The organism is Ignavibacteriales bacterium, from assembly GCA_016214905.1.
In the GTDB taxonomy this organism is placed as follows: domain Bacteria; phylum Bacteroidota; class Ignavibacteria; order UBA10030; family SZUA-254; genus PNNN01.
In genome coordinates this window covers 1-24003 of record JACRMQ010000003.1, presented here as the reverse complement: position 1 = coordinate 24003, position 24003 = coordinate 1, and the positions used below count along the sequence as shown (strand labels likewise).

The 24003-nt window shown below is 41.3% G+C and carries 20 protein-coding genes; 15 read left to right on the top strand and 5 right to left on the bottom strand.

Annotated elements, in window-relative coordinates; genetic code table 11:
• The first annotated feature begins 36 nt into the window (after positions 1-36).
• The 5 genes from HZB59_01235 to HZB59_01215 all read left to right on the top strand — a co-directional run bounded on the left by HZB59_01235 (position 37) and on the right by HZB59_01215 (position 4251).
• A complete protein-coding gene (locus tag HZB59_01235; protein MBI5020037.1) occupies positions 37-930 on the top strand; it encodes a hypothetical protein in 894 nt (297 codons plus the stop codon).
• Between the two features lie 103 nt (positions 931-1033).
• Complete coding sequence (gene dctP / locus HZB59_01230) at positions 1034-1936, top strand: TRAP transporter substrate-binding protein DctP (GenBank protein MBI5020036.1); 903 nt, start codon at positions 1034-1036, stop codon at positions 1934-1936.
• Positions 1933-2460, top strand: a complete 528-nt coding sequence (locus tag HZB59_01225) for a TRAP transporter small permease (GenBank protein MBI5020035.1) — start codon at positions 1933-1935, stop codon at positions 2458-2460. The genes dctP and HZB59_01225 overlap by 4 nt, the downstream gene beginning before the upstream one ends.
• A 9-nt stretch (positions 2461-2469) precedes the next feature.
• Complete coding sequence (locus tag HZB59_01220; GenBank protein ID MBI5020034.1) at positions 2470-3747, top strand: TRAP transporter large permease subunit; 1278 nt, start codon at positions 2470-2472, stop codon at positions 3745-3747.
• Between the two features lie 30 nt (positions 3748-3777).
• Positions 3778-4251 carry a hypothetical protein gene (locus HZB59_01215; GenBank protein ID MBI5020033.1) on the top strand — a complete coding sequence of 158 codons (474 nt, stop codon included), beginning with the start codon at positions 3778-3780 and terminating at the stop codon, positions 4249-4251.
• Between the two features lie 9 nt (positions 4252-4260).
• Here HZB59_01215 and HZB59_01210 read toward each other — a convergent pair whose 3' ends face one another.
• A complete protein-coding gene (locus tag HZB59_01210) occupies positions 4261-6006 on the bottom strand; it encodes a family 10 glycosylhydrolase (protein MBI5020032.1) in 1746 nt (581 codons plus the stop codon).
• A gap of 186 nt (positions 6007-6192) precedes the next feature.
• Between HZB59_01210 and secD the strand changes: the two genes are divergently transcribed.
• The 6 genes from secD to HZB59_01180 all read left to right on the top strand — a co-directional run bounded on the left by secD (position 6193) and on the right by HZB59_01180 (position 14232).
• On the top strand, positions 6193-8088 hold the full coding sequence (gene secD, locus HZB59_01205) for a protein translocase subunit SecD (GenBank protein ID MBI5020031.1): 1896 nt from the start codon (positions 6193-6195) through the stop codon (positions 8086-8088).
• Positions 8089-8110: 22 nt separating this feature from the next.
• Positions 8111-9046, top strand: a complete 936-nt coding sequence (gene secF / locus HZB59_01200; GenBank protein ID MBI5020030.1) for a protein translocase subunit SecF — start codon at positions 8111-8113, stop codon at positions 9044-9046.
• Positions 9047-9053: 7 nt separating this feature from the next.
• A complete protein-coding gene (locus HZB59_01195) occupies positions 9054-9392 on the top strand; it encodes an STAS domain-containing protein (GenBank protein MBI5020029.1) in 339 nt (112 codons plus the stop codon).
• 76 nt (positions 9393-9468) lie between these two features.
• Positions 9469-10740 (top strand): adenylosuccinate synthase, encoded by a 1272-nt coding sequence (locus tag HZB59_01190; protein ID MBI5020028.1) that lies wholly within the window; start codon positions 9469-9471, stop codon positions 10738-10740.
• Between the two features lie 6 nt (positions 10741-10746).
• Positions 10747-11964 carry a HAMP domain-containing histidine kinase gene (locus HZB59_01185; protein MBI5020027.1) on the top strand — a complete coding sequence of 406 codons (1218 nt, stop codon included), beginning with the start codon at positions 10747-10749 and terminating at the stop codon, positions 11962-11964.
• A gap of 57 nt (positions 11965-12021) precedes the next feature.
• Positions 12022-14232, top strand: coding sequence for a right-handed parallel beta-helix repeat-containing protein (locus tag HZB59_01180; protein ID MBI5020026.1), 2211 nt, complete (start codon positions 12022-12024; stop codon positions 14230-14232).
• A 103-nt stretch (positions 14233-14335) separates the two neighbouring features.
• Here HZB59_01180 and HZB59_01175 read toward each other — a convergent pair whose 3' ends face one another.
• From HZB59_01175 to HZB59_01165, 3 genes are read right to left on the bottom strand one after another with little or no spacing between them, the layout of a single operon-like run.
• Entirely contained in the window at positions 14336-16393 is a 2058-nt protein-coding gene (locus HZB59_01175) for a hypothetical protein (GenBank protein MBI5020025.1), read from the bottom strand.
• A gap of 34 nt (positions 16394-16427) precedes the next feature.
• Positions 16428-16955 carry a hypothetical protein gene (locus tag HZB59_01170; protein MBI5020024.1) on the bottom strand — a complete coding sequence of 176 codons (528 nt, stop codon included), beginning with the start codon at positions 16953-16955 and terminating at the stop codon, positions 16428-16430.
• Positions 16952-17482 carry a DUF2085 domain-containing protein gene (locus tag HZB59_01165; GenBank protein MBI5020023.1) on the bottom strand — a complete coding sequence of 177 codons (531 nt, stop codon included), beginning with the start codon at positions 17480-17482 and terminating at the stop codon, positions 16952-16954. Before HZB59_01165 ends, HZB59_01170 begins: the two co-directional genes overlap by 4 nt.
• A 77-nt stretch (positions 17483-17559) precedes the next feature.
• On the opposite strand from HZB59_01165, the gene speB reads away from it, so the two are divergent.
• A complete protein-coding gene (speB, locus tag HZB59_01160) occupies positions 17560-18462 on the top strand; it encodes an agmatinase (protein MBI5020022.1) in 903 nt (300 codons plus the stop codon).
• Here the strand turns inward: speB and HZB59_01155 are convergent, their stop codons facing one another.
• Positions 18463-19932 (bottom strand): sigma-70 family RNA polymerase sigma factor, encoded by a 1470-nt coding sequence (locus HZB59_01155; protein ID MBI5020021.1) that lies wholly within the window; start codon positions 19930-19932, stop codon positions 18463-18465. It abuts the gene before it with no gap.
• A gap of 162 nt (positions 19933-20094) precedes the next feature.
• Here HZB59_01155 and HZB59_01150 point away from each other — a divergent pair, with 162 nt between their 5' ends.
• The 3 genes from HZB59_01150 to HZB59_01140 form a co-directional block, all read left to right on the top strand.
• Entirely contained in the window at positions 20095-21252 is a 1158-nt protein-coding gene (locus tag HZB59_01150; GenBank protein ID MBI5020020.1) for a 6-phosphofructokinase, read from the top strand.
• 1412 nt (positions 21253-22664) lie between these two features.
• The gene (locus HZB59_01145) at positions 22665-23231 is read left to right on the top strand and encodes a T9SS type A sorting domain-containing protein (protein ID MBI5020019.1); all 567 of its coding nucleotides are present in this window, start codon (positions 22665-22667) and stop codon (positions 23229-23231) included.
• 46 nt (positions 23232-23277) lie between these two features.
• Positions 23278-24003: hypothetical protein (locus HZB59_01140; protein MBI5020018.1), on the top strand; the 726-nt coding region annotated here is incomplete at its 3' end.

Below are 24003 nucleotides of genomic sequence, written 5' to 3'. Positions count from 1 at the left end.
TCACTTCTTTACAACTTTTTGTATATTATCCTCATTATGAAAATAACGACTTTTACCCTTCTCATCTTTTCTTTTCTATTTGCAGGATGTTTCCAGCAAATTGCCGTAAAATCGCTCGGCGGCATAATGGACAGCGGATTCGAGGTTCTCAATGAAGAAGCAGACCTTGGCATAGCCGAAGTGAGCATAGGTTCCAATCTGAAACTTCTTGAAACTATTCTCAAAAGCGATCCGGAAAACGAGCATTATCTCTTCCTTGCTACGGTTGGATATGCAAGTTATGCATTGGGATTTGTGGAAGATAACAGCCAAGAACGTGCCCGACTTTTTTACTTAAGAAGCCGTGATTACGGAATGAAAATTTTAAACCGGAATATCAAATTTGCAAATGCTCAGAACGTTAGCATTGAAGAATTTCAATCCGCATTAGAATCTTTTTCGAAGGATGAAATACCCACAATTTTTTGGACTGCCGCCGCGTGGGGAAGCTACATAAGCTTAAATTTAACCGATCCTGACGCGATAGCCGATCTTCAAAAAGTTGAATCGATGATGAAATATGTTTCTGAAAAAGAGCCGAATTATTTTTACGGTGGAGCGCATTTCTTTTTAGGGACTTTAGCCGGAAGTCGCCCGCAAATGCTTGGCGGAAATCCTGAAATATCTAAACAACATTTTGAAGAGTGTTTAAAAATCAACAGCGGAAAATTTTTAATGACGTATGTTTACTACGCCCGCTCTTATGCCGTTCAAACTCAAAACAAAGAATTGTTCGAACAATGTTTAACTGCGGTCGACACCACTTCGTTAGATGTTTTACCGCAAGCTCGACTTTCAAATGCGGTCGCGAAGAAGAAAGCTGTTTTATTGCGTGAAAAAATCGATGAATTATTCGAAACACAAACCGGAGAGCCAATTGAAAATCAATAAGCACATTATAGTATCAATCTTAATTTTATTTCTCACCTGTTCACTTTCATCGCAACAGTATCTAATTAAATTCGCAACTGTTGCACCCGAAGGAAGCACATGGATGAACGTCATGAAAGAATATGACCAGGCGATTAGAAAAGAGAGCGGTGGACAACTTGGGTTCAGGATGTACCCCGGCGGAGTTCAAGGTGACGAAAAGGACCTTTTACGAAAAATACGTCTAGGACAGTTGCACAGCGCGGGTGTTACCGGTAACGGTTTAACAACCGTCGCACCGGTTGCTCGCATCATGGACTCTCCATTCCTCTTCAAATCATACGATGAGGTCGACAATATATATTCTCTTTTCGATAAAGATTTTTCAAAATCGTTCAATGATAATGAATTTGTAAATTTGGGATGGGCAGAAGTCGGTTTTGTTTATATATTTACAAATTCACCTGTTAGAGTTACCGATGATTTGAAAGGTGTTAAAATGTGGATGTGGGAAGGCGATCCGATTGCGGAAGCAACGTTTAAATCAATCGGCATCCATCCGATTCCATTATCGATCACCGACGTCTTAACCTCTTTACAGACTAAATTGATTGACGGAATTTACATTTCTCCTTATGCCGCAATCGCATTACAGTGGTTCTCGCGCGTGAAGTATATGCTTGATCTACCGTTAGCAGATGCCGCCGGTGCGGTGATCATATCGAAGAAAAAATTCGATCAAATACCGGCTAACCTGCAGGATATTTTAATCCGTAACGGGAAAAAATATATGCAAAAATTAACTCAACTGAGCAGGCAGGAAAATGCCAAAGCGATTGAGACTTTGAAGAAAAAGGGAATAACCATCCTCACTCCTCCATCTGAGAAAGCGATATCTTCTTATGAAGAAAATGGGAGAAAAGCACGGCATTTGCTCGCGGGTAAGTTATTCACGGAAGATTTGCTTAACAAGGTTGAAACAGCTGTAACGGAATTCAGGAAGAAAAATAATAAAAAATCGAAGTGAAACAGTTAGAAACATTTAATCGCGCCATACACTGGGTTGAACGCTCGCTGATCGTCACACTATTAATCGTGATGGTATCCTTGGCATTCACTCAGGTTATTCTACGGAATTTATTTTCTTTCGGATTTTTATGGGCAGACCCGTTATTAAGATATATGGTTATGTGGGTAGGATTTCTTGGAGCGGTAATAGCAACACGTGAAGGGAAACATTTTGGTGTAGATTTTTTAAACCGGTATCTCCCCAAAAAAGCATTGCACGGAGTCAGAATTTTCGTCGATGCTTTTGCGGCTGTCGTCTCATACTTGTTGATGTACGCTGCGTTCCAATTCCTTTTCGAAGCGATCGGCGCTGAAGAAACAGATCTCTTTGATATACCGAAAAGGTTTTATTTCTCGATTATTCCGATCGGGTTTGGATTAATCGGATTACAATTTCTATTCAACATTTTGAAAGATGCAAAACTGTTGCTTTCTTCCGATGATCGGACAAAATCCCCTGAATCTCCTCACACATTCTTTTAAATCGGATTCATGGAATATTTAATAATCGGAATTCTACTTCTACTTCTCGCACTGATTGGCGCGCCATTGTTTTCTTTAATAGGTGCATTAGCGTTATATCTTTTCACGATCAGTGGCGGAGAAGCAAAATTTGTGATAGCAGAGCTGACACGGCTTGCCGATTTCCCATCGCTCATCGCGATTCCATTATTCACGTTCGCCGGTTACCTCCTTGCCGAGAGCAAAGCCCCGCAGCGACTTGTCAATCTATCCCAAGCTATCGTCGGTTCAGTCCCGGGCGGACTTGCGGTTGTGGCATTATTTTCGTGTGCTATTTTCACCGCTTTCACCGGCGCTTCGGGTGTTACAATAGTGGCGCTCGGCGGATTGCTACTCCCAATTATGTTAAAAGAGGGTTACCCCGAAAAATTTTCACTCGGATTACTAACCACCAGCGGAAGCTTGGGATTGTTGTTCCCCCCGAGTCTCCCGATAATATTGTACGGACTTGTAGCACAAATTTCCATCAACAAATTATTCATCGCAGGATTAGTACCGGGCACCATACTGATCATATTATTAGCACTTTATTCGATAACGATCAGCATGAGATCGAAAATTACAAAAATTCCGTTTGAGTGGAAGAACGTGCTTCAAACAATTCGGGCATCGGCTTGGGAATTACCGCTTCCTATTATCGTCATCGGTGGTATTTACGGCGGAGTTTTCACCGCGACCGAAGCCGCCGCGGTTACCGCTTTTTATGTTCTTGTGGTCGAAGTATTCATCTACAAAGATATTAAACTGTTCAAAGATGTTCCGCGTGTCATGCAAAAGAGCATGCTGTTAGTGGGAGCGATCTTCGTTGTTTTAGGAACCGCGCTCGGATTAACCAATTATTTCATCGACGCTCAGATTCCCGAACGGTTATTCGAATGGATAAGACAATTCATCGATAATAAATATACATTTTTAGTTTTGCTGAATTGCGTCCTTCTCATAGTGAACATGATAGAGATTTTCTCAGCGATCATCATAGTTGTTCCTCTCATAATCCCTATCGCGAATCAATATGGCGTGGATCCAATTCATCTCGGCATAATATTTCTTCTCAACCTCGAAATCGGTTATATGCTCCCGCCGCTTGGATTAAACCTTTTTATCGGAAGTTTACGATTCGAACGGCCGATGTCGGCGATGTACCGCGTTACAATTCCGTTCATGGCGATATTACTCGCTTTGTTACTGTTGGTTACTTATTATCCGATGTTAAGTTTGTGGTTAGTTAATTTACTTGGCGTTCAATAATCATTTATCCTTTTTCAGGAGGATAGATTTATGTACAAAATATTTTTTTTAATATTCATTGTTATCGCTCAGGTATATCCGCAGCGCGGGCGACTCATACCGAATCCGCTTAAGAATATTCCAAGGTGGGCGCGGACAGAATTCAAAACTCACCGGTTAGATAAAAACTACACGATAACCTTTCGATATTATCCGCATTTCTATAAAGGTGATTTTAATAACGATAAACGCAAAGATATCGCTCTGCAGATAATAAACAACGAGAACGGTAAATCAGGCATCGTGATCATTCACGGTAAGAAACCACAAACTATTTCCACAACATACGCTATTTTGGGAGCCGGTAAATCAATCGGCAAAGCGGGAGATGATTTTAAATGGGCTGACAGATGGCTTTATAACGATACGAACAGCCGGGATGAAATTATGTTGATATCGAACAGATCCAGAAAAGGTAAATTTATATGGAACGGTTCGAATTATGAATGGCAGGCATTCAAGTAATTATTTATTTCATTCTTTAAAAAAGAATTTCTTTTTCGTTATAGAATCTCCCGCTAGAAAAAGACAAGTGTATTCTCCCTCTTTTAGTTCGGATAAATCGGCTCCGGCAATGTACTTCCCTGAACTTTGATATTGATCTACCACCGTAACGATTTCCTTGTTATACTGATCAATTATTTTTAAGATCACAGGCGATGTATCGGATATTTCGTACATGAAGAAGAAATCGGATGACCCAGCTTCGGCACGAATAATTTTAAGATAATTCTGAAAATGTAACGCTGCAGATAACTCGACAATTTCCGGAATTATTACACTCTCTACGGCTATCGGACTTTCATTATTACCTTTATCCAAAGATGTAACACCATAGTAATATTTCGATGAAGTAATATGCTTGATCGTATCGAGGAAATTCGTTTCATCCGATGTTACGGTTCCGATAATATTGACCGGATTATTAATATCTATCGGCTGGACTGCCGAGCGATAAATGTTGTATAAAACCGCTTCCTCTCCATCGCGCGGTGCACTTTCTTTTTCCCAATTAATCTGAAAAATCCCATCGGTTATATTCGAAACTAAAACGGTAGATGGCGGCAAAGGTGGAATAGAATCTTTCCACGGCATTGGGGGAATCTGGGCGGGATATTCATACCGGTTTCCCATCGACAATGCCTCTTTGATATTATCATACCTGAAGAATGAGTTACCGGACAAACCCGTATTCCTCGTGGTATCGATCAACGATGAAATCTCATCAAACACATCTTGCTTAAATGCGCCTACGCCTGCTATAATTTGTCTGTCTGATGAATTCGCCGCCCACTCTTTAATTACGATACTGAAATCGGGATCACCTTGCGTTGTTCCCAATGTCCAGTATGTTTGAGGGACAAGATAATCCATCCAACCTTCGGTAAGCCATCTGCGCGAATCCTGATAGAGTTCGGAATAACTTTGTTGCCCCTTGGCGCCGGGAAAATTTTTATAAATGCCGATTGGTGCGGCACCAATTTTAAGCATCGGTTTTTTTAACATTACAGAATCATGAAATGCTTTTACAAACCTGTTGATATTTTCGCGCCTCCAATCTTCACGGCGCGATCCATTCCCATAAATTTTAAAAGTACCTTCATCGGGGAATGGTTTATTTGTGTATCGAATAAAATCGAATTGGACACCGTCGATATCATATTTATCCACAATTTCGAGCACAACTTTGAGAATGTAATTTCGTACCGCCGGAATTCCAGGATCGAACCACGATTCACCGTTCACCTGTTGCAACCATTCGGGATGTTCAAAATAAACATGCAGAGGTTTTGTTCGCGGAGGCGGTTCTTTTTTTGTCCATGCGATATATGTATTGACCCATGTATGAACTTCCATCTTATTCGCGTGCGCTTCTTCAATTAAAAACTGGAGAGGGTCCCATCCCGGATCTTTACCAAGCACACCGGTTAGCTGTTGCGCCCAAGGTTCAAAACTCGATTTGTACATCGCGTCGGCACGACTGCGCACTTGAAAATATATAGTATTAAAATTTGCATCCTTAAGTTTGCGTACAATTTCTTTCAACGAAGATCGCTGTTCTTCAGGATCAATTGATGGTGGCCAATCCAGACTGTTAACTGTTGTCAGCCAAACCGCCCGCACTTCATGTTTTCGGGGAAATGAATGATAACTACCGGATTGTGAATTTGAAATACAATATCCGATGAGCAAAAAACAACCTATGGCAATATATCGCATTTTATAAGATTACTTTGCTTTAAAAAAACAATAGGATGAAATATAAGAAATCATTTGAAAGATAAGCAAGTAAAAATGATTAAATTGATTGACTTTCATCAAAAATTCCGTTATATTTTTACTTCAGAAATTACAATACTATCCTTTTTCCATCATTTTCCATGATTTAGGAGTGAAAAACTGTAAGTGAAGAAGAACCGTGGCAAGCTGATATTCATTGTTGCCTCTATCCTGCTTTCGTTTTACTTCCTCTATCCAACATACAAAGACTATAAGTTCACAAAAGAACTTCGTGCTTTGGTAGGTGAAGATAGCGTAAAGTATCTCGATCAGAATGAAGCCGCAATGCGTGAAGCGCGAATTAAGCGCGTTAAATTAGGACTTGATCTTCAAGGCGGAATGCGTGTCGTTCTCGAAGTTAATGTTTTAAAGCTTCTTGAAGACGTTGCAAAAAGCAAAGATTCATTGTTCGAATCAATACTCAACGAAACTAAAGCTGTTGCGACAACAACAGATCAAGACATCATAAATGTTTTCCAATCGAAATTCCAGGCGCGTGAAGTAAGGATGAGCCGTTATTACGGCAACATCCGCGACACTGACAACGATGTGGTGAGCCGTTTGAAAAGCGAATCGGACAATGCTATCGATCGTGCGATGGAGATCGTAAGAAACCGTGTCGATCAATACGGCGTATCGGAACCATCGATTCAGAAACAAGGCGGAACCCGAATCATAGTGGAGTTACCGGGTGTAAGCAAAGAATCTGAAGTCCGTCAACTGCTTCAAGGCACAGCGCTACTGGAATTCAAACTCCTTATAGAACCAGAGATTGCATCCAAGGTCTATGAATCAATCGATAAAACCCTTGCCGGCAAGCCGATTATAGATTCCACGTCTGATACCTCTAAGAATATTGCTAAAGAAGAAAAACCGGTGAAAAGTGATTCTACCGGACTCGATAGTTCACTCGCTCAAATTCCGGAAGATCAAGCCAAATCCGAAGAGCAGGCGAAGAAAGAACATCCGTTCTTCGCGCTCGCCACAACCCTCCCGCAGCAAGATCGTGGCTGGAACGGCGAGTTGTATACTGCCGAAGAGAATAAGGCAAAAGTAATGCGCATACTTGACCGCCCGGAAATAAAGCGTTTAATTCCGTCGGATATGGGTTTCGTTTGGTCCGGTAAGCAAAGTTTTATCGCTGAAGGAAAAAAATATTATGCTCTCTACGCAGTTAAGCGTGTTCCGGAGCTAACCGGAAGCGTAATTGTAAATGCTCGCGCCACCATCGATCCTACATATAACAAACCAATCGTTACGATGGAGATGAACGATGAGGGTTCTCGCGATTGGGCGCGGATAACCGGCGCTAATGTAAACAAACGCATCGCCATCATCATGGATAATGCGTGTTTCTCTGCTCCTAATGTCCAGCAAAAAATTATCGGCGGTAATTCACAAATCACCGGTATGGACAATGTTGACGAAGCAAAATTATTAGAAATCGTGCTCAAAGCAGGCGCGTTACCCGCACCGGTGGATATCATTCAACAAACCACCGTCGGTCCTTCTCTTGGTGAAGACTCGATCCGTCAAGGCATATTTTCATCGTTGCTTGCATTTGGTTTAACAATGCTATTTATGATTTTCTATTACCGAATTGGCGGAACAATGGCTGATATAGCTTTGCTGCTGAATCTTCTTTTCGTACTCGCAGTTCTTGCGGGATTTCAGGGTACGCTTACATTGCCCGGTATCGCAGGTATAATTTTAACGATGGCGGTAGCAGTCGACGCCAACGTGCTTATTTATGAACGCATACGTGAAGAATCAGTCACAGGCAAAACCCTTTCCGCAGCAATTGATGTTGGATACAGCAAAGCCTTCACCGCAATTTTCGATTCGAACGTTACCACGTTCATAACCGGCGTTATACTGTATCAATTCGGCAGCGGACCCATTCAAGGATTCGCTTTGACGCTGATGATCGGTATCGTTGCGAGTATGTTCAGTGCAATCGTAATCACCCGCGTGATTTTCGATATAATGACCGAACGCGGCAAATCAATCAGTTTCGGTTAATCCCAAATACGGAGTTTAGAATATGAGATTTTTTGGAAAAACAAATATTGATTTTCTTGGACCACGGAAAACATGGTACCTTATTTCAGGTGCTCTTATTGTAATCGGTATGCTTTCCATCCTATTCAAGGGTGGTTTAGATTACGGTTTAGATTTCACCGGTGGAACCGAGCTCGTAGTTGAATTTCAGCAACCGCCAGATGTAAGTGCTGTGCGTTCCATGATGGATGGTGCCGGATTTCCGAAATCAGAAATTAAAACTTACGGTGACCCTAAAAAACTACTAATCAGAACTCAGGCGCTTGCCGAAGGCACCACAATCGGTAACCGAATACGCGAATCATTGCAAAAATCTTTCGCAAACCTTCAACCGCAAGTTCTTGAAGAACAAAAAATCGGGGCTAAAGTTGGGGCAGAGTTGCGTAGGGGAGCGTACTTAGCAGTTTTATTCTCGCTTATCGCAATGCTTATATATGTAGGTTTTCGATTTAAATTCATATTCGGCGTAGGAGCCGTGGTCGCTTTATTCCATGACGTGCTTGTTGTACTTGGGATTATTTCGCTCGTAGACGGTTTAACACCTTATACAAATTTTGAAATTGATCAAAACATGATCGCTGCGTTTCTCACACTCGTTGGTCTCTCCGTTAACGACACAGTGGTTATTTTCGATCGGCTTCGCGAAAATCAGAAGATATATAAATCAACCCCGCTTTTTGAATTAATGAATAAAGGTTTGAATGAAACCTTAAGCCGTACGATTATAACATCGGGGACAATCTTCATTGTGACAGTTGTACTCTTTCTTTTTGGTGGTGAAGTAAATCGTGGATTCGCATTTGCCCTCACCATAGGTATTATCACGGGAACATATTCATCAATTTATATTGCATCTGCAATTGTTTTGGAATTTAATAACTATAAAGAGCGAAAAAAAGTTAAACCAATAAAAGCATAGGCACTTTATGAAGCTGTCTGCTAAAGAAACCGATGGAATAACAATAATTGCTTTGGCCGGAAACGTTTTAGGCGGTCCGGATGCAACTGAACTGAACGATACCCTACATCTTCTCTTGGAAAAGAAAAAGAAGAAAATCGTTGTTGATTTAGCCGGTGTACAATCTATGAACAGCTCCGGTTTGAGTATGTTGATTAACGGGCTGACAACCATGCGCAATTCAGGCGGTGATTTAAAAATTGCTGCAGCTTCCAAGAAAATCGAGAGTCTGCTTGTAATTACAAAACTTACAACCGTCTTCGATCTTTATCCAACCGTCAAAAAGGCGATTGCAAGTTTTCAGTAAGTTTAATTATGGATCTCAATTTAACCGAACTCCGATGTAATTGCTTTACATCGGAGTTTTTTATTTATTAGATCATATGCCAGTTAAAATTATAGTCGGTGCCCAGTGGGGCGATGAAGGTAAAGGTAAAATCGTTGATCACCTCAGCGATTCGGTAGATATCGTAGCTCGTTATCAGGGTGGCGCTAATGCGGGACACACCGTGGTAATCGGGGAAAAACAGTATGTCCTTCATCTCATACCATCAGGAATTTTTCACGAACAAGTTACCTGCGTTATCGGAAACGGAGTCGTAATCGATCCTATCGCTCTGATGGATGAGATTAAACAATTACAATCGCTCAACATAAATATTTCGGGACGATTGTTGATAAGTCATAATGCACACTTGATTATGCCATATCATAAATTGCTCGATTCAATTCGTGAAAAGGGCTCAGAAAAAATAGGAACAACCGGCAGAGGAATAGGCCCGGCGTATATCGATAAATTTATGCGGGTCGGGATTAAGATTGTCGACTTGCTCGATCGCGATACATTCGTTCATAAATTGAAACGCAATCTCGAAGAAAAAAATCAAATACTCAGAAAAATTTACGACAACCCGGAATTGAACATCGATGAAATTGTTCACCAGTACGAACAGTTCGATAAACAGATCGACGAATACATAACCGATACGGCATTCTTTCTGAATAGTGCGCTGAAAGAAAATAAAAATATTTTAGCTGAAGGAGCGCAAGGAGCGTTACTCGATATCGATCACGGAACATACCCCTTCGTGACATCTTCTAACCCGACAAGCGGCGGCGCATGCACAGGTTTAGGCATCCCTCCCACCGCTGTCAATTCTGTATTAGGAGTTGTAAAAGCGTACACCACTCGAGTTGGAAACGGTCCTTTCCCAACAGAGTTAGAAGATGAAACCGGAGAACAACTTCGAACCATCGGAGGAGAATATGGCGCAACAACCGGAAGACCGCGCCGATGTGGATGGTTTGATGCTTCAATGCTGCGCTATTCTGCGATGATAAACGGAATAACAGAAATTGCCGTAACCAAATTAGATGTATTGGATAATTTCGATCAACTGAAAATTTGCACCGGATATATAATAGACAACAAACCGTTAAAATCTTATCCAACCGATTCACGTTCACTTGAAAACGTAAAACCGATTTATACTCTGTTTAACGGATGGAAATCTTCAACACGGCATGCAAAGAATTTGAACGATCTTCCATTAAACGCTAAACGATACCTCGATGCAATGGAAGAACTTACCGGATGCTCAGTGAGCATCGTTTCAGTCGGCGCGCGCAGAGATCAAACCATATTCACTAAGTAATCTAAGATGCGCTCTCCCCGTTCTGCAAATATCAAATTGATTCTTATTATCGTTGCAGTCGTCATTGTAGTCGGCACTTTATTTTATACTCATTATATCGTTAAGCAGCTTTTAATTAAAGAACGGAAAGTTGCCGATCTTTATGCGCGATCGCTTGAATTTCTTGTTAACTCACCGTTCGATCAATCGGAAGTTAGTTTTATTTTCAATGAGGTAGTGCTTCAATCCATCGACTTCCCGATGGCGCTTACCGACGATCAGAATCATCTGCTCAGCGATATACGATTAAGTGTACGCAATATTCAAATTGACACGACTTTATCTACAACCGATCAAGAGCAATTTCTCGCTTCTTATATTTTAAAATTAGATGAGCAAAATCCGCCCATTCGCGTTATCATCAGAACCTCGCCAACAGATTCATTGGTTCAGCTTCTTCATTACGGTGAATCAGGTTTCGTTACTAAACTTCGGTGGCTTCCGTACATCGAAATCGCGGTTGCAGGAATGTTTATATTACTCGGTTATATCGGATTCAGCTACATCAAACGTAACGAGCAAAGCAACATCTGGGTGGGGATGGCGAAAGAAACCGCCCATCAACTTGGCACACCGCTTTCGAGTTTGATGGGGTGGATAGAAATGATGCGCGAACGATCTGCCGACGATCCAAAGCAACTGGGAACGCTCGCCGAGATGGAACACGATCTTAATCGTTTGCAAAAAGTCACGGAAAGGTTTTCTAAGATAGGTTCCAAACCGTCTTTGAAAGATGAAAATATCAAAGAAGTTATCGAATCGGTCATCGGATATTACAGACAACGTTTGCCATCGCGATTCGGCAAAGAGAATCAAATTCTGATGTCCGTTGATTCATCAGAACAACTATCCGCTTCGATCAACAGAGAATTATTCGAGTGGGTGATTGAAAATCTGATAAAGAACGCGCTCGATGCTATGGAAGAAAATACCGGATCGATTATTTTTTCGATTCAGCAAAAAGGTAAATCAATATTCATTGATGCAAAAGATACCGGTAAAGGTATCGACATGAAATATAAAAAAGATATTTTCCGCCCAGGTTATAGCACAAAGAAGCGCGGATGGGGTTTGGGCTTGAGTCTTTCAAAACGCATCATTGAGGATTACCACAGAGGAAAACTTTTTGTTAAAGAAAGCAAAATTGGCAAGGGAACCACATTTAGAATAAAGTTAGTGAAGTAATCAGGTAATCCCTCCTCTCATTGCACATCTCATCTATCTTTCGTATAATCATTCATTATGAAACGAATTATAATCATTCATCTCCTGTTTCTTGTTACCCTCAACAAGAATTCGGCACAACGATCAATTCCAATAGAATTACATGCCGGGCTTGTTATTTCAAATTCGGTAATAGTTAAACCACAGGTTTATTCACTGAGTCCACCTTCTTCAACTGATTCTTCAGTCATCACTATCCGAGGTGATAATATTACAGTAGATTTTGCCGGCGCGACTCTTAGAGGAAAAAATGGAGATGAAGATCCGGATACTTATTCAGGAGTTGCCATTCGTATTGAAGGAGGTAAAAATATCCGCATTATTAATGCACATATTCACGGTTACAAAATTGCAATTCTGGTACGAGGCACGGATAACCTTGAGCTTATTGATAATGATGTCAGTTACAATTGGAAGCCGCGTTTGTTCAGTCTTATCGAACATGAAAGCTTGCTCGACTGGCTTTCGTTTCATCACAACGAAAAAGATGAATGGCTCCGTTATGGCGCAGGAATTTATCTATCTTCTGTAAACGGCGGTATCATCAGGAATAACATTTGTGTGCAAGGGATGAATGGACTTCTCATCACACGAAGCAATCATATTCGAATAACCGGCAACAATTTTTCTTTCAACTCAGGGCTTGGGATCGGTTTATACCGTTCCTGCAACAATGAGATTACGTATAACAAACTTGATTACAATGTGCGCGGTTATAGTCATGGATTCTACAATCGTGGCCAAGATTCTGCCAACCTGCTTCTTTATGAACAAAGCTCCAATAATGTTATTGCTTACAACTCTGCAACACATGGTGGAGATGGATTTTTCCTCTGGGCGGGACAAACTACTATGGACAGCGGTAAAGGCGGATCAAACGATAATCTTCTCTATGGAAATGATTTCAGCTTTGCTTCTGCCAACGGTATTGAAGCAACATTCAGCCGGAATAGTTTTATTTCCAACCGACTTGCGGGATGTGATTACGGAATTTGGGGTGGATACAGTTACGAATCAAAGATTGTAGGAAATCAATTTGAAAATAATCGCGTCGGGGTTGCAATCGAACATGGACAAGATAATTCAATCATTGCAAATCGTTTCCATGGAGATACGACTGCGGTAACTCTTTGGGCAACACCGATTGCACCATCCGATTGGGGATATCCGAAATACCGGGATACACGAAGTCGTGATTACAAGATAGAGAAAAATATTTTTGAAGGAAATAAACGAGGTACGAAAGTACTGAACACGTCGGGTATTGCATTATTGAATAATCAATGGATGAATGTAGATACTGCTACAATCTTTCGCGATACCACAGACTTTGATTCAGAAGGAAACACTTTATCTGATTCCATCAGTGAAACCAATATCGAGGTTCCGAAGGATTATTTAACTTTAGCACCGAAAATTGATTCCCGCAAAGGAGTCATTCCGGCAGCTCCAATATCTAAGATGGACCGTTCCGCAATCATTGTCGATGAATGGGGACCTTATGATTACCAATCACCAAAACTCTGGCCCGTGAAATCATTGCATGAACTTCCTCTTCGATTAAGAACGCTCGGTCCCAAAGGGAACTGGAGTGTCATACAGAAGCATGGAATAGAAATGATCTCTGCGGTTGGTGGAAAAATCGGGGATACAATTACCGTAACTCCTATGAAAGATTCTATTGGAAACTGGTCTATGGTCCTTAATTATCAAGGTGAATCGACAACTTCGCCACGAGGTAAATTGTATGCGGAAGGAACGTCGTATCAATTCTCTTTTGAACATTTTGCACCTTCAATCGATTGGAATGTAAGATTTTTCACATGGACAGATAGTACAAATCCACTAAATAAATATGAAGCCTTCAATCAACTGCTTGGTACCCAGCCAATTTTAATTCAGCAGGTACCCCGTTTGGATTTTGAATGGTATCGTCCCAAATTTCCGGAGTTGCCGCAGGAACGGTTCGCTTTCGAAGCGGAAGGAAGTGTTATACTTGAGGAAGGAATATTCACATTACGCACCATCAGTGACGATGGAGTGCGCGTATGGGTAGATGATGCTCTTGTAATTGATAACTGGTCGCAACACGGTTCAAAACTTGATTATGCTATTATTACCGGTGGAAGACACCGGCTACGCGTACAATATTTTCAAGTTGACGGATGGATGGAATTTCGACTCGACATACTTAGAGGAATAAATCGATCTATCGGTTCACCAGAATAGAATTTATCGATTCGTGCAGTATGAAGTACGAATCAAACACGGATTACACAGATAACAATCTGTGATAATCTGTGTAGAATCCGAATTATCAGTGATAAAATAATCATCTTAACTCCACAACCAAATCTTCATCCTTAACATCCCATACACCTGAAACTATTTTATCCCGTCCGCGGACGATGATCCATGAATAATCGTACGGCATCAATTCCGGCTTCGCTTTTTCACTGAAAGGCACAATTCTAATCATTAATCCGTTAGCAAAATATGGATTGTCTATTGCTTCGATCAAAGCAGTGGAACTATCAAAAAATAATTCGTTATTGATTACCAAAGAATCATTCCGGAATCTGTGTATAAACTTATCATCAATTTCCGCGGTAACTTTATTCTCATCCGGCTTGCCGTAAATAAACACTCTTTCATTCTGCAAATCGCGGAGAGTTGCCAAATTGTCCGGTTTAATCCTCAATGTCCATCCCGCTTTTTGCATCTCTATTGAATCACGCATCGCCATTTCTCGAAGCTCTTCCGAGTGCAATTGTGTCCCGACTATCATAACTCCATCCGACGGTTCCCGTAAATCGCTTATCTTTGGCGGTAGTTTTTGCATCTTCAAAAAATCACCCGTTGGGTCTAACTGAATATTAGTCGGTTTTGTCTTCGTGATCATTTCGAACGGAACATCGTTCGTATATTTCCCCGTAGAATCGAACCCGAGCGATATATTTTTCCTTTCTAATCCATCAGCAGTGTTCACACCAATTTCACAGACAACCGAAAATTTATCGTATCCCACAATTCTAATCCTGCATTTTATTTTCCATCCCGAATCAGATTGTTGAGTACGCACGTTATAAAGCTTCAACCGCGGTATCCCGCTTTTCTTAATCCACTGATTAAAAAACCATTCGAGTGATGTTGATGATAATGATTCGGCAAGCGATTGAAAATCTTCGAGGTGAACTTTTTTACACTCGAACTGCCTCGCATAGGTACGGTATAATCTCATAAAATCAGATTCACCGATCATTGAACGAAGCATATGATGAACGTAAGTTGCTTTAAGGTAATGCGTGGTAAGAGTGCGTAAATCGATGAGCAGCTGCAACGGTATATCCTGACCGGATTGGACACGAATTAAAAGCGGGCGTAATAGCGGATGATGCGATAACGAATCGCGACCCGTCATCAATCCTTTTTCTTTATGGAAGAGAATCGATGAGTATTCGCACATACCTTCGGCAAGGAATGCCGCATCTGAGCGATCAATGAAAACCGTCAGGGGCCACCACTGATGAGCGATTTCATGCGCGAGTATAGACTCAATAAGGTTGAATTGATCGTGCGTGGTAAACGCGAGTTTTTTGACAAGTATGAACGACGGCGCGGCTATCGCCAGTACATTACTGCCGGCTACCCAATCTTCAACTTCAACAATGGATAAGTTTTTAAATCGGTACGGACTGAATTCTGAACTATAATATTCAATCGCATCACGCGCCAACGGGATTGATGAAACAATAAATGTTGAATCGTTTTCGTTCCCGTAGCAACTGTATTTTATTTTTTCCGATTGAGAATCCTTAGACCAATAATTTCCGGCGCAAATCCATCCGATCTCGGATAACGGCTGATCACATTCCCAATGATATATCGATCTGTCGAAAATTGTTCGTACTTCTTTCAACTCACCGACAGCAACAGTTTTCCATCCATCCGGGACGTCGATTGTCAATCTAACAGATCTCAAGATACCGCTGATGATTGGAAATAACTCCACATCCCTCAGCAAGGCAAATCCATTTGTTACCGTGGAAAATTCAGAACGCTGTTTCCATTCTCCATAATAACTTAAAACTAGATCGATTATAGAATCTTCTGGCATATCTTCGATAGAAAATATACCCTTATCGAATTCGAATTCTATCCGATCACCTGATATTGTCACTTCATCGATATGATAGATCGGCATGAATCTGCATACAAAATCTTTACCGGCATTTATGCGGTGCAGGGTGATAGTATCGATACATTCGACACGCTGCTCATCGGGTAGGATTCTGATTAACGACCTCCGCCCTATTATTTCAAATGAAGAATCGGACGCTTCTGCAAAAATATAACTATTAGCAGAAGCGTCGCAAAAACAAAAAATCAAACAACAAAAAAATATCCCTACGAACTTCATTCAATTATTGCAGCGGAGGCGGCGGAGACATTGGAGCCGGCGGTATAACACCTTTCGGTTTATAAACGCTGTATCCAATCAAACCACCGAGCAATCCGAATATCGCGTCGATAACAAGATTCATGATCAACTGAATGAACATCGAAATAAATGTCACACCGGCAGACATCGATTCTTCCATAGCATCCAATGCTTCCTGAGGTAATTCTAAATTCATATTTCGAATCATGCTGAAAATGAATTCACCCATAACATTTCCGAATAACATCAGAGATAAGAATGCGAGCACGGTTCCCATAACGGCACCGAACACGCCGGCAAGGGCGCCAACACCCATACAATCTCCCGATGTAAACGGCGGCGTGCCGGGTGTAAAATTATTCTTATAAAAAAACACACCGAGAAATCCACCCAACATTATTCCTGCGCAACAAAAGCAATTTATGAAATTTATAAACGGAATGGCAGAGATTAGAGCCATAATAACACCGCCATACAATGCGGGGATAAGCTTGTCTGGTTTTTGATTCATGAAGAACTCCTACGAAATGAAAATAATTGTATCGATAATGAATTAATTGCGTCGTGAAGATTTGGAATAAGTATTATTGCGGCGGCAATACCGAATAAAAAACCTGTATAGACCCTTGATAATAACGTGGCGGAATGAATGCCGATCATATCAAATGCTACATCGATTATCATTGGCAACGCAGCGATCATCCACAATTTTATATTTGACCTGACATGATACCGTTTGATGAACAGAAGTGCAACTCCACCGATAAAAAAGCCGAAATAAATACTCGAGCATCGCGCGCAAACCGCGAATTTATATCCGAAGATATGTATCGAATGTGAATCGAATTGATGGCAGATAGGTGAATAAAAACGATATAATATTTTGACTACCGAGTTATCACTTCCAACAATAGAAGCAGTTACCGGGGGTCCGGTTAGAAGCAGACACCAGATAAAAATCAGCGCCATAATCAATATATATTCTTTAGTTACTCGCATATAAAAGAGGAGTTGAATGAAGTTATGAGAAATTTTCATGATATGCAAAAAATTGTTTTTCAGCAGCGATTCAATTATATTTCAACCGTAAAAATCAATTGCATCGGATGAAATATATGTGGAAGACATTACCAGTTGAAGAAAATTTTCTCGGAATTGAAGAGGAATTTTGCCAGTTCGAAAACTCTCGCGTCGTCATCGTTCCCGTTCCGTACGAAAGAACCGTAAGCTACGGCGGAGGGACATCGAAAGGTCCTTCGGCAATTCTGGATGCGTCGCATTTCGTTGAATTCTATGATGAAGAAACAGGACGGGAAGTGCACAGACAATTCGGCATCGCGACACTTGAACCGCTCGACGTTAACGCCGGATCTCCCGAAAACGCGCTGGAATTAATTTATTCTACTACAAAGAAATTAATCTCCGCTAATAAATTTATGGTAATGTTGGGCGGCGAACATACTATATCTCAGGCATCGATAGCGGCATACGCAGAGCGTTACCGCGATCTTTCGGTTCTTCATATCGACGCGCATTCCGATCTGCGGGATGAATATCAAGGCACAAAATTCTCACACGCATCTGTGATGGCGCGGGTGTGCGAATATTTAGATCCACCCCGACTCGTGCAAGTCGGCATACGCGCTCAGTCTATCGAAGAAGCAGAATTCATTAAAGAACGCGGAGTTACAACTCTTTACGCTCATGAAATCCGCGGTGGCAAATACGCTAAACTTCTAAAATACTGGTACGATTTTCCTTTAGATAAATTATCCGATCATGTGTATGTAAGTTTCGATGTTGATGGATTCGATCCATCTATCATGCCTTCGACAGGGACTCCCGAACCGAACGGATTACTTTGGGATGAAACAATGCGACTGCTGGCAAAAATAGGAGAACGGAAACATGTTGTAGGATGCGACGTGGTCGAACTCGCCCCGATTGAACGATTTCACCATCCCGATTTAACGACGGCAAAATTGGTTTCCAAGATGATAAATTATTTTGTAAGATAATTATTTTATTTTCGAGTAACCTTTCAGCATCAGATTGGAAGAAGGTTTGCTTGATCCTTCATCCTGCTCAAGAGTAATCCAAAATTCTTTTATCTCATTTCTTGCCACATCGGTTGGAAGTTGAAGACGGAATATTTTTTCTTTTTTATCGTCTCCTCTGCTACTGAAATTCCCAACCTTGATCATATGATCAGCAGTGACTAGCCAGAGAGAATAAATTGAATCTTTATCATTCAACATCGGTAATGAAACCTGAAGCAAAGCAGACCTTGTAACCTGATCCCAGATTATTTTTCCGAATTGATTATTATTTTTTTGTTCCGATTTTAGAAATACGATATCGATTTTTTCTTTTTCAAGAATTCCAAGAAGCAGATTTTTCTTTTCCACATCTTGTTGCAGAATGATTTTCGATGAATCTATATCAACCGGTCTATTGTTTTTATTTCTATCTGAGAAGAAATAAACATTCAACGCAATACTCACAATGAGCGCACCGGCCAAAATAACCGGTAACCATTTAAATACTCTGGTTTTTTCAATTTTAATTTCACCAGATTCTTTTATTACATCCGTTATTGCACCCACCTTCTCCGCTTCTTGCGCTTCTTCTCTCGGTTGATTGCTCGCTCTTACAACCTCAACAAGCTGAATTGAAAACTGTATCCGATCTCGCAGCTCCGGGGAAACCGCAATTTGCGGTAAACCGAAGGGTAGCAAAAAAATCGCGTTTTTCAAGCGTGCTATTTCTGCAGAGCAAGTAACACAATTTTCTTCCCGATGATCGACGAATTCTTTTAAATCTTCGGACGGTAAAATTCCTACAACATAACCGGCACACATTTCGGTATATTTCTTGGGATGCGTTTCATCATCCGCCGGATGTAATCCAAAAACAACCGACGCAATCGAATTTAAACTTTTGCGCAAGCTCCAATTGATCGTCCATGCCGGTATCGATAATCGTTTGGCGATTTCACGCTGTGACCATCCTTCATAAAAAGCCATCGCGAGCACCTGCTGTTCTTCTTCAGTTAATTGCAAGAATACATTAATCAGATTTTGCAATATTTCGCTCCGCAGCGGAATATTCGGCGGCTGCGATAACACGTGCTCGGAATAAATAGGAAGAATTTGATGCCCGGGTTGTTGACTCTGCTTTTTTAAATGTTTCAATCGCTCTGTTGATAACGCACGTTCACGAACAACTTTTAAAAGGTGTTCATAATAAGTGATATCATCGCTCTTGGCATATTTCTCTTTCTTGTTCCAGATTTCAATAAATGTATCATGAATTATCGTTTCCGCATCTTCCACCGATCTCATCATCCGCATCAAGACACTGAACATAAATGGTGAGTAACGATCAAGGAGTGAAAATAAAGCTCCTTCGTCATGAACGGCAATTTTTTCGAAAAGCTTTCGATCTTCTTGTTCAAAAAGAGAAAATGGATTCTCTATCATTTCCATTAATCACTCATATAGAATTTTAGTCCGAGAATATCTAAGTTAATCGGAAAATAGTGAGAGTTTTCGCGAAATGCAAGAAACCTGATTTTTTGATAATCAGTCTGTTTTGATTAAATTTATACTGAAATTAGAACAAAATTAAAACATTTACAGAGAAATAAAATGAAAATTGGCATATTAACGGGCGGCGGCGACGTTCCCGGCTTAAATCCATGTATAAAAGCGGCTGTATACCGGGCGGCTGAAGAAGGCCACGAGATGATTGGTCTGCGACGCGGCTGGGCGGGTTTGCTTTATTTTAATCCTGAAGACCCTACATCATACAACGAAAATCTGGTTCATCTGACAAAGACAAATACTCGGACAATCGATAGAACAGGCGGAACGTATTTGCATACATCACGAACAAATCCGGCAAAAGTTAAACCCAATGAAGTGCCGGAGTTTTTGAAATCATCTTATCAGGTTGCCGAAAACGAAAAAACTGTCGACTGCACCAAGCACATACTTCGGGTTCTTGAACACTTACAGATCGGTGCGTTGATAGCTATCGGCGGTGATGACACTTTAAGTTACGCGGTGCGTTTGCATAAAGAAGGTTTCCCGGTTGTGTGCATCCCGAAAACAATGGATAACGATGTTCACGGCACAGATTATTGCATCGGTTTCTCAACGGCAGTTACACGCAGCGTAGAATTCCTTCACGCATTGCGCACACCAACCGGTTCTCACGAGCGCATAGCGGTTGTGGAATTATTCGGAAGATACTCCGGCGAAACATCTCTCATCTCGGCTTATCTCGCAGGTGTTGACCGCGCGATTATTTCTGAAATTGATTTTGATACCGATAAGCTTGTCAAATATTTGATCGAAGATAGGAATGGCAACCCGAGCAAGTATGCTATCATGACAATTTCGGAAGGAGCAAAGCCGATTGGCGGACAAATGATTCTTTCGGGCGAAGCCGACGCGTATGGACATAAAAAACTCGGCGGTATCGGCGATTACCTTGCCAAAGAAATTGAACAAAGATCAGGTGTAAGGACTGTTTACCAACAGATTGCATACTTAATGCGCAGCGGCGCACCCGACGCTCTCGATCTCATGGTTTCTACAAGCTACGGTTACCTGGCAACAGATTTGATTTTGAAAAAACAATCTGGCAGAATGGTAGCTTTACGCGATGGAAAATACACAACTGTTTCAGCAAACATAATTACAGAAGGTAAAAAGCGTGTTGATGTTGACGAGTTATACGACATCGACCAATACAAACCAAAAGTAGCTCACCTCCTCGGCAAGCCGATGTTTTTGTATTGATATCGACTGATTCTCTCAGCACAACGGCTCGCGCATAAACGTGAGCCGTTTTTTTTCTTCATTATTATCGAATTCCTTACCCTGAATTCTAATTTTCACTGACTTTCTCATCGAAGGATATTTAGCATTGACAATCGGATAATTTACTCTTATATTAATATCGTTTAAATTAATATTTGAAATGCTTCTGTATCAGGCGGATTTTTCGTTTGACACAGCATGCGATAATTACATATAAAAGTTAATTATCGTAACACGACGAATCAGTCGCTGTAATTGTTCTATAATTTATATAAAGGTTATCCGCTATGATACGTTCTTTTTTTATCCAGATTTTTCTCCTCATAATATCGATCACTTCTTTATGCTCTCAGTGGAGTAACGATCCTGCATTCAATACATTAATATGCAATGCTACAGGTGATCAAGCATCCCCGGTCGTGACAACAGACGGTAACGGTGGCGTGATAGCTGCTTGGACTGATAACCGGGATGGATCTAACTTTGATATCTATGCTCAACGATTATCTTCAAAAGGATATGCAATGTGGACCACCAATGGCGTTGCTATCACCACAGCGGCAAACAATCAACAATTTCCTCAAATTATTAGCGACGGATACGGCGGTGCAATATTAACATGGCAGGATAGACGCGATGGTTCATATCATATTTATGCTCAAAGAATTGACGCGGCGGGATCAGTCAGATGGACAAATGACGGAGTCCTTATTTCAAATACACTCAATACTCAATTAATCCCGACACTTACAGATGATGGATCGGGTGGAGCAATAATTACATGGGAACAAACTAACGGCGGCTACTACGACGTTTACGCGCAACGCATTGATTCAACAGGAAATATCAGATGGAATATTGACGGAGTTGCAATATGCACCGTTGCAAAAAATTTCGACCGCTATCCTGTTGTTGTCAAATCCGGTGTCAGCGGAGCTATTATAGCTTGGAGAGATTATCGGAATACAACCAACGCGGTTTACGCACAGAAAATCGATTCCTCCGGTAACATTCAATGGCCCATTGACGGTATTGCACTCATTGATAGTAATGTAACCGATTCACCTATAATTGTCAGCGACGGAGCCGATGGAGCGATAGTTGCATGGAACGATTATCGCAGCGGTACAAGTAGAGATATTTATGCTCAACGCATCGATTCATCCGGAACAATTTTATGGACCCCAAAAGGAGTGGGAATATCCGTTGCACCCTACGATCAATGGAGTGCCAATATGATCGGTGACGGCATTAGCGGCGCTGTTCTTGTATGGAGAGATCAAAGATCCAGCCCGAACTCGCACATTTACGGTCAACGAATTGATGCATCCGGCGTAGCACAGTGGGACACGAACGGTATTCCGGTTTGCACGGTAGCCGGTAATCAGTATATGCCAAAGGTTTGCAGCGATGGTTTGGGAGGATTCATAACTGCATGGCAGGATGTTCGCTCACCCGGACAAATTGGAATATATGCTCAACGAATTAATACTGCGGGGTCATTATTGTGGTCGCCATCCGGTATAATACTTACTACGAATTCAACTTCTCCAAGTATAGTAGCAAATAATAGTAACGGTTTAATAGCAGTCTGGACGGATTACCGTACTCCAAGTACGGCGGGTGACATACTTGGACAATCGATCGATGGTAATTCGAATCTCACAGGAGTATCAGAAGAAAAAGTTATTCCAAAAGAATTTTCACTCTTTCAAAATTATCCTAATCCGTTTAATCCGGTAACGACCATTCGTTATCAATTACCTATTAATAGTCATTTAAAGCTGAAAGTGTTTGATTTACTTGGCATCGAAGTATCAACACTGGTCAATGAAAATAAGAATGCGGGAAGTTATGAAGTTGAGTTCGATGGGTCAAAGTTGCCGAGCGGTGTTTACTTCTACCGCTTACAAACCGGAAGTTATGTTGAAACAAAGAAACTTTTATTGATGAAATAATTAAAACAGCTAAAGTTATCATTTAATCAAACAATAAAAGGTCATCATGAAAAAATTTCTACTCGTTCTTTCTCTGTGCTTGGTTGGCTCAGGCATTTTTCCAATTAACTTGCAAGCCCAATGGGTTCAAACCCACGGGCCTACAGGAGGTAGTGTGATATCTCTTGCCACCACCGGTTCGGCAGTCTTTGCAACATCTGGCGGGTACTTTTATCGGTCAACTGATAACGGCGCGAACTGGACGCAGTTTCCTTATGACGGGAACGGCGGTTGGATGGCTGTTCATGCAGGTCTCCTGTTCCTCGCGCGCGACGGTGTGCAGCGCTCATACGACAACGGCGATACATGGATAGAATCCAATGTTGGATTGACAAATTTGAACATCAACAAACTGGAAGTAGCCGGGTCGAGCATTTTTGCTTTGATCGATTCGGCACGGGTGTTCCGATCGGACAATGACGGTATTAGCTGGTACAATGCTAAAATAGATGGTTATGGTTATGCGATCACTTCTATCACAACTGCGGGAAATAAAATTCTCGCAGGTGGGCAGGGCGTATTCCGCTGGGATGACTCGGTGTGGACAAGAATCGACTCAGGATTCAGCGTCACCAGCATCACTGCCATGGCTGCGGTAGGGTCATCTCTTTTTGCAGGAGACTCTCACGATGGTATATATCGGTCCACCGACGGCGGAAATCACTGGAAACTCGTCTATCCAAGTTTCTTCCCCTCTATCCGTGCGTTCATTGGAGTTGGCGGATCGGTGTTT

Coding starts and splice junctions, on each gene's coding strand:
- HZB59_01220 (MBI5020034.1), top strand. CDS start 2,470: ATGGAATATTTAATAATCGGAATTCTACTTCTACTTCTCGCACTGATT.
- dctP (MBI5020036.1), top strand. CDS start 1,034: ATGAACGTCATGAAAGAATATGACCAGGCGATTAGAAAAGAGAGCGGT.
- HZB59_01145 (MBI5020019.1), top strand. CDS start 22,665: ATGCCAAAGGTTTGCAGCGATGGTTTGGGAGGATTCATAACTGCATGG.
- secF (MBI5020030.1), top strand. CDS start 8,111: ATGAGATTTTTTGGAAAAACAAATATTGATTTTCTTGGACCACGGAAA.
- HZB59_01195 (MBI5020029.1), top strand. CDS start 9,054: ATGAAGCTGTCTGCTAAAGAAACCGATGGAATAACAATAATTGCTTTG.
- HZB59_01150 (MBI5020020.1), top strand. CDS start 20,095: ATGAAAATTGGCATATTAACGGGCGGCGGCGACGTTCCCGGCTTAAAT.
- HZB59_01180 (MBI5020026.1), top strand. CDS start 12,022: ATGAAACGAATTATAATCATTCATCTCCTGTTTCTTGTTACCCTCAAC.
- HZB59_01190 (MBI5020028.1), top strand. CDS start 9,469: ATGCCAGTTAAAATTATAGTCGGTGCCCAGTGGGGCGATGAAGGTAAA.
- HZB59_01165 (MBI5020023.1), bottom strand. CDS start 17,482: ATGAAAATTTCTCATAACTTCATTCAACTCCTCTTTTATATGCGAGTA.
- HZB59_01170 (MBI5020024.1), bottom strand. CDS start 16,955: ATGAATCAAAAACCAGACAAGCTTATCCCCGCATTGTATGGCGGTGTT.
- HZB59_01210 (MBI5020032.1), bottom strand. CDS start 6,006: ATGCGATATATTGCCATAGGTTGTTTTTTGCTCATCGGATATTGTATT.
- HZB59_01215 (MBI5020033.1), top strand. CDS start 3,778: ATGTACAAAATATTTTTTTTAATATTCATTGTTATCGCTCAGGTATAT.
- speB (MBI5020022.1), top strand. CDS start 17,560: ATGTGGAAGACATTACCAGTTGAAGAAAATTTTCTCGGAATTGAAGAG.
- HZB59_01185 (MBI5020027.1), top strand. CDS start 10,747: ATGCGCTCTCCCCGTTCTGCAAATATCAAATTGATTCTTATTATCGTT.
- HZB59_01155 (MBI5020021.1), bottom strand. CDS start 19,932: ATGGAAATGATAGAGAATCCATTTTCTCTTTTTGAACAAGAAGATCGA.
- HZB59_01235 (MBI5020037.1), top strand. CDS start 37: ATGAAAATAACGACTTTTACCCTTCTCATCTTTTCTTTTCTATTTGCA.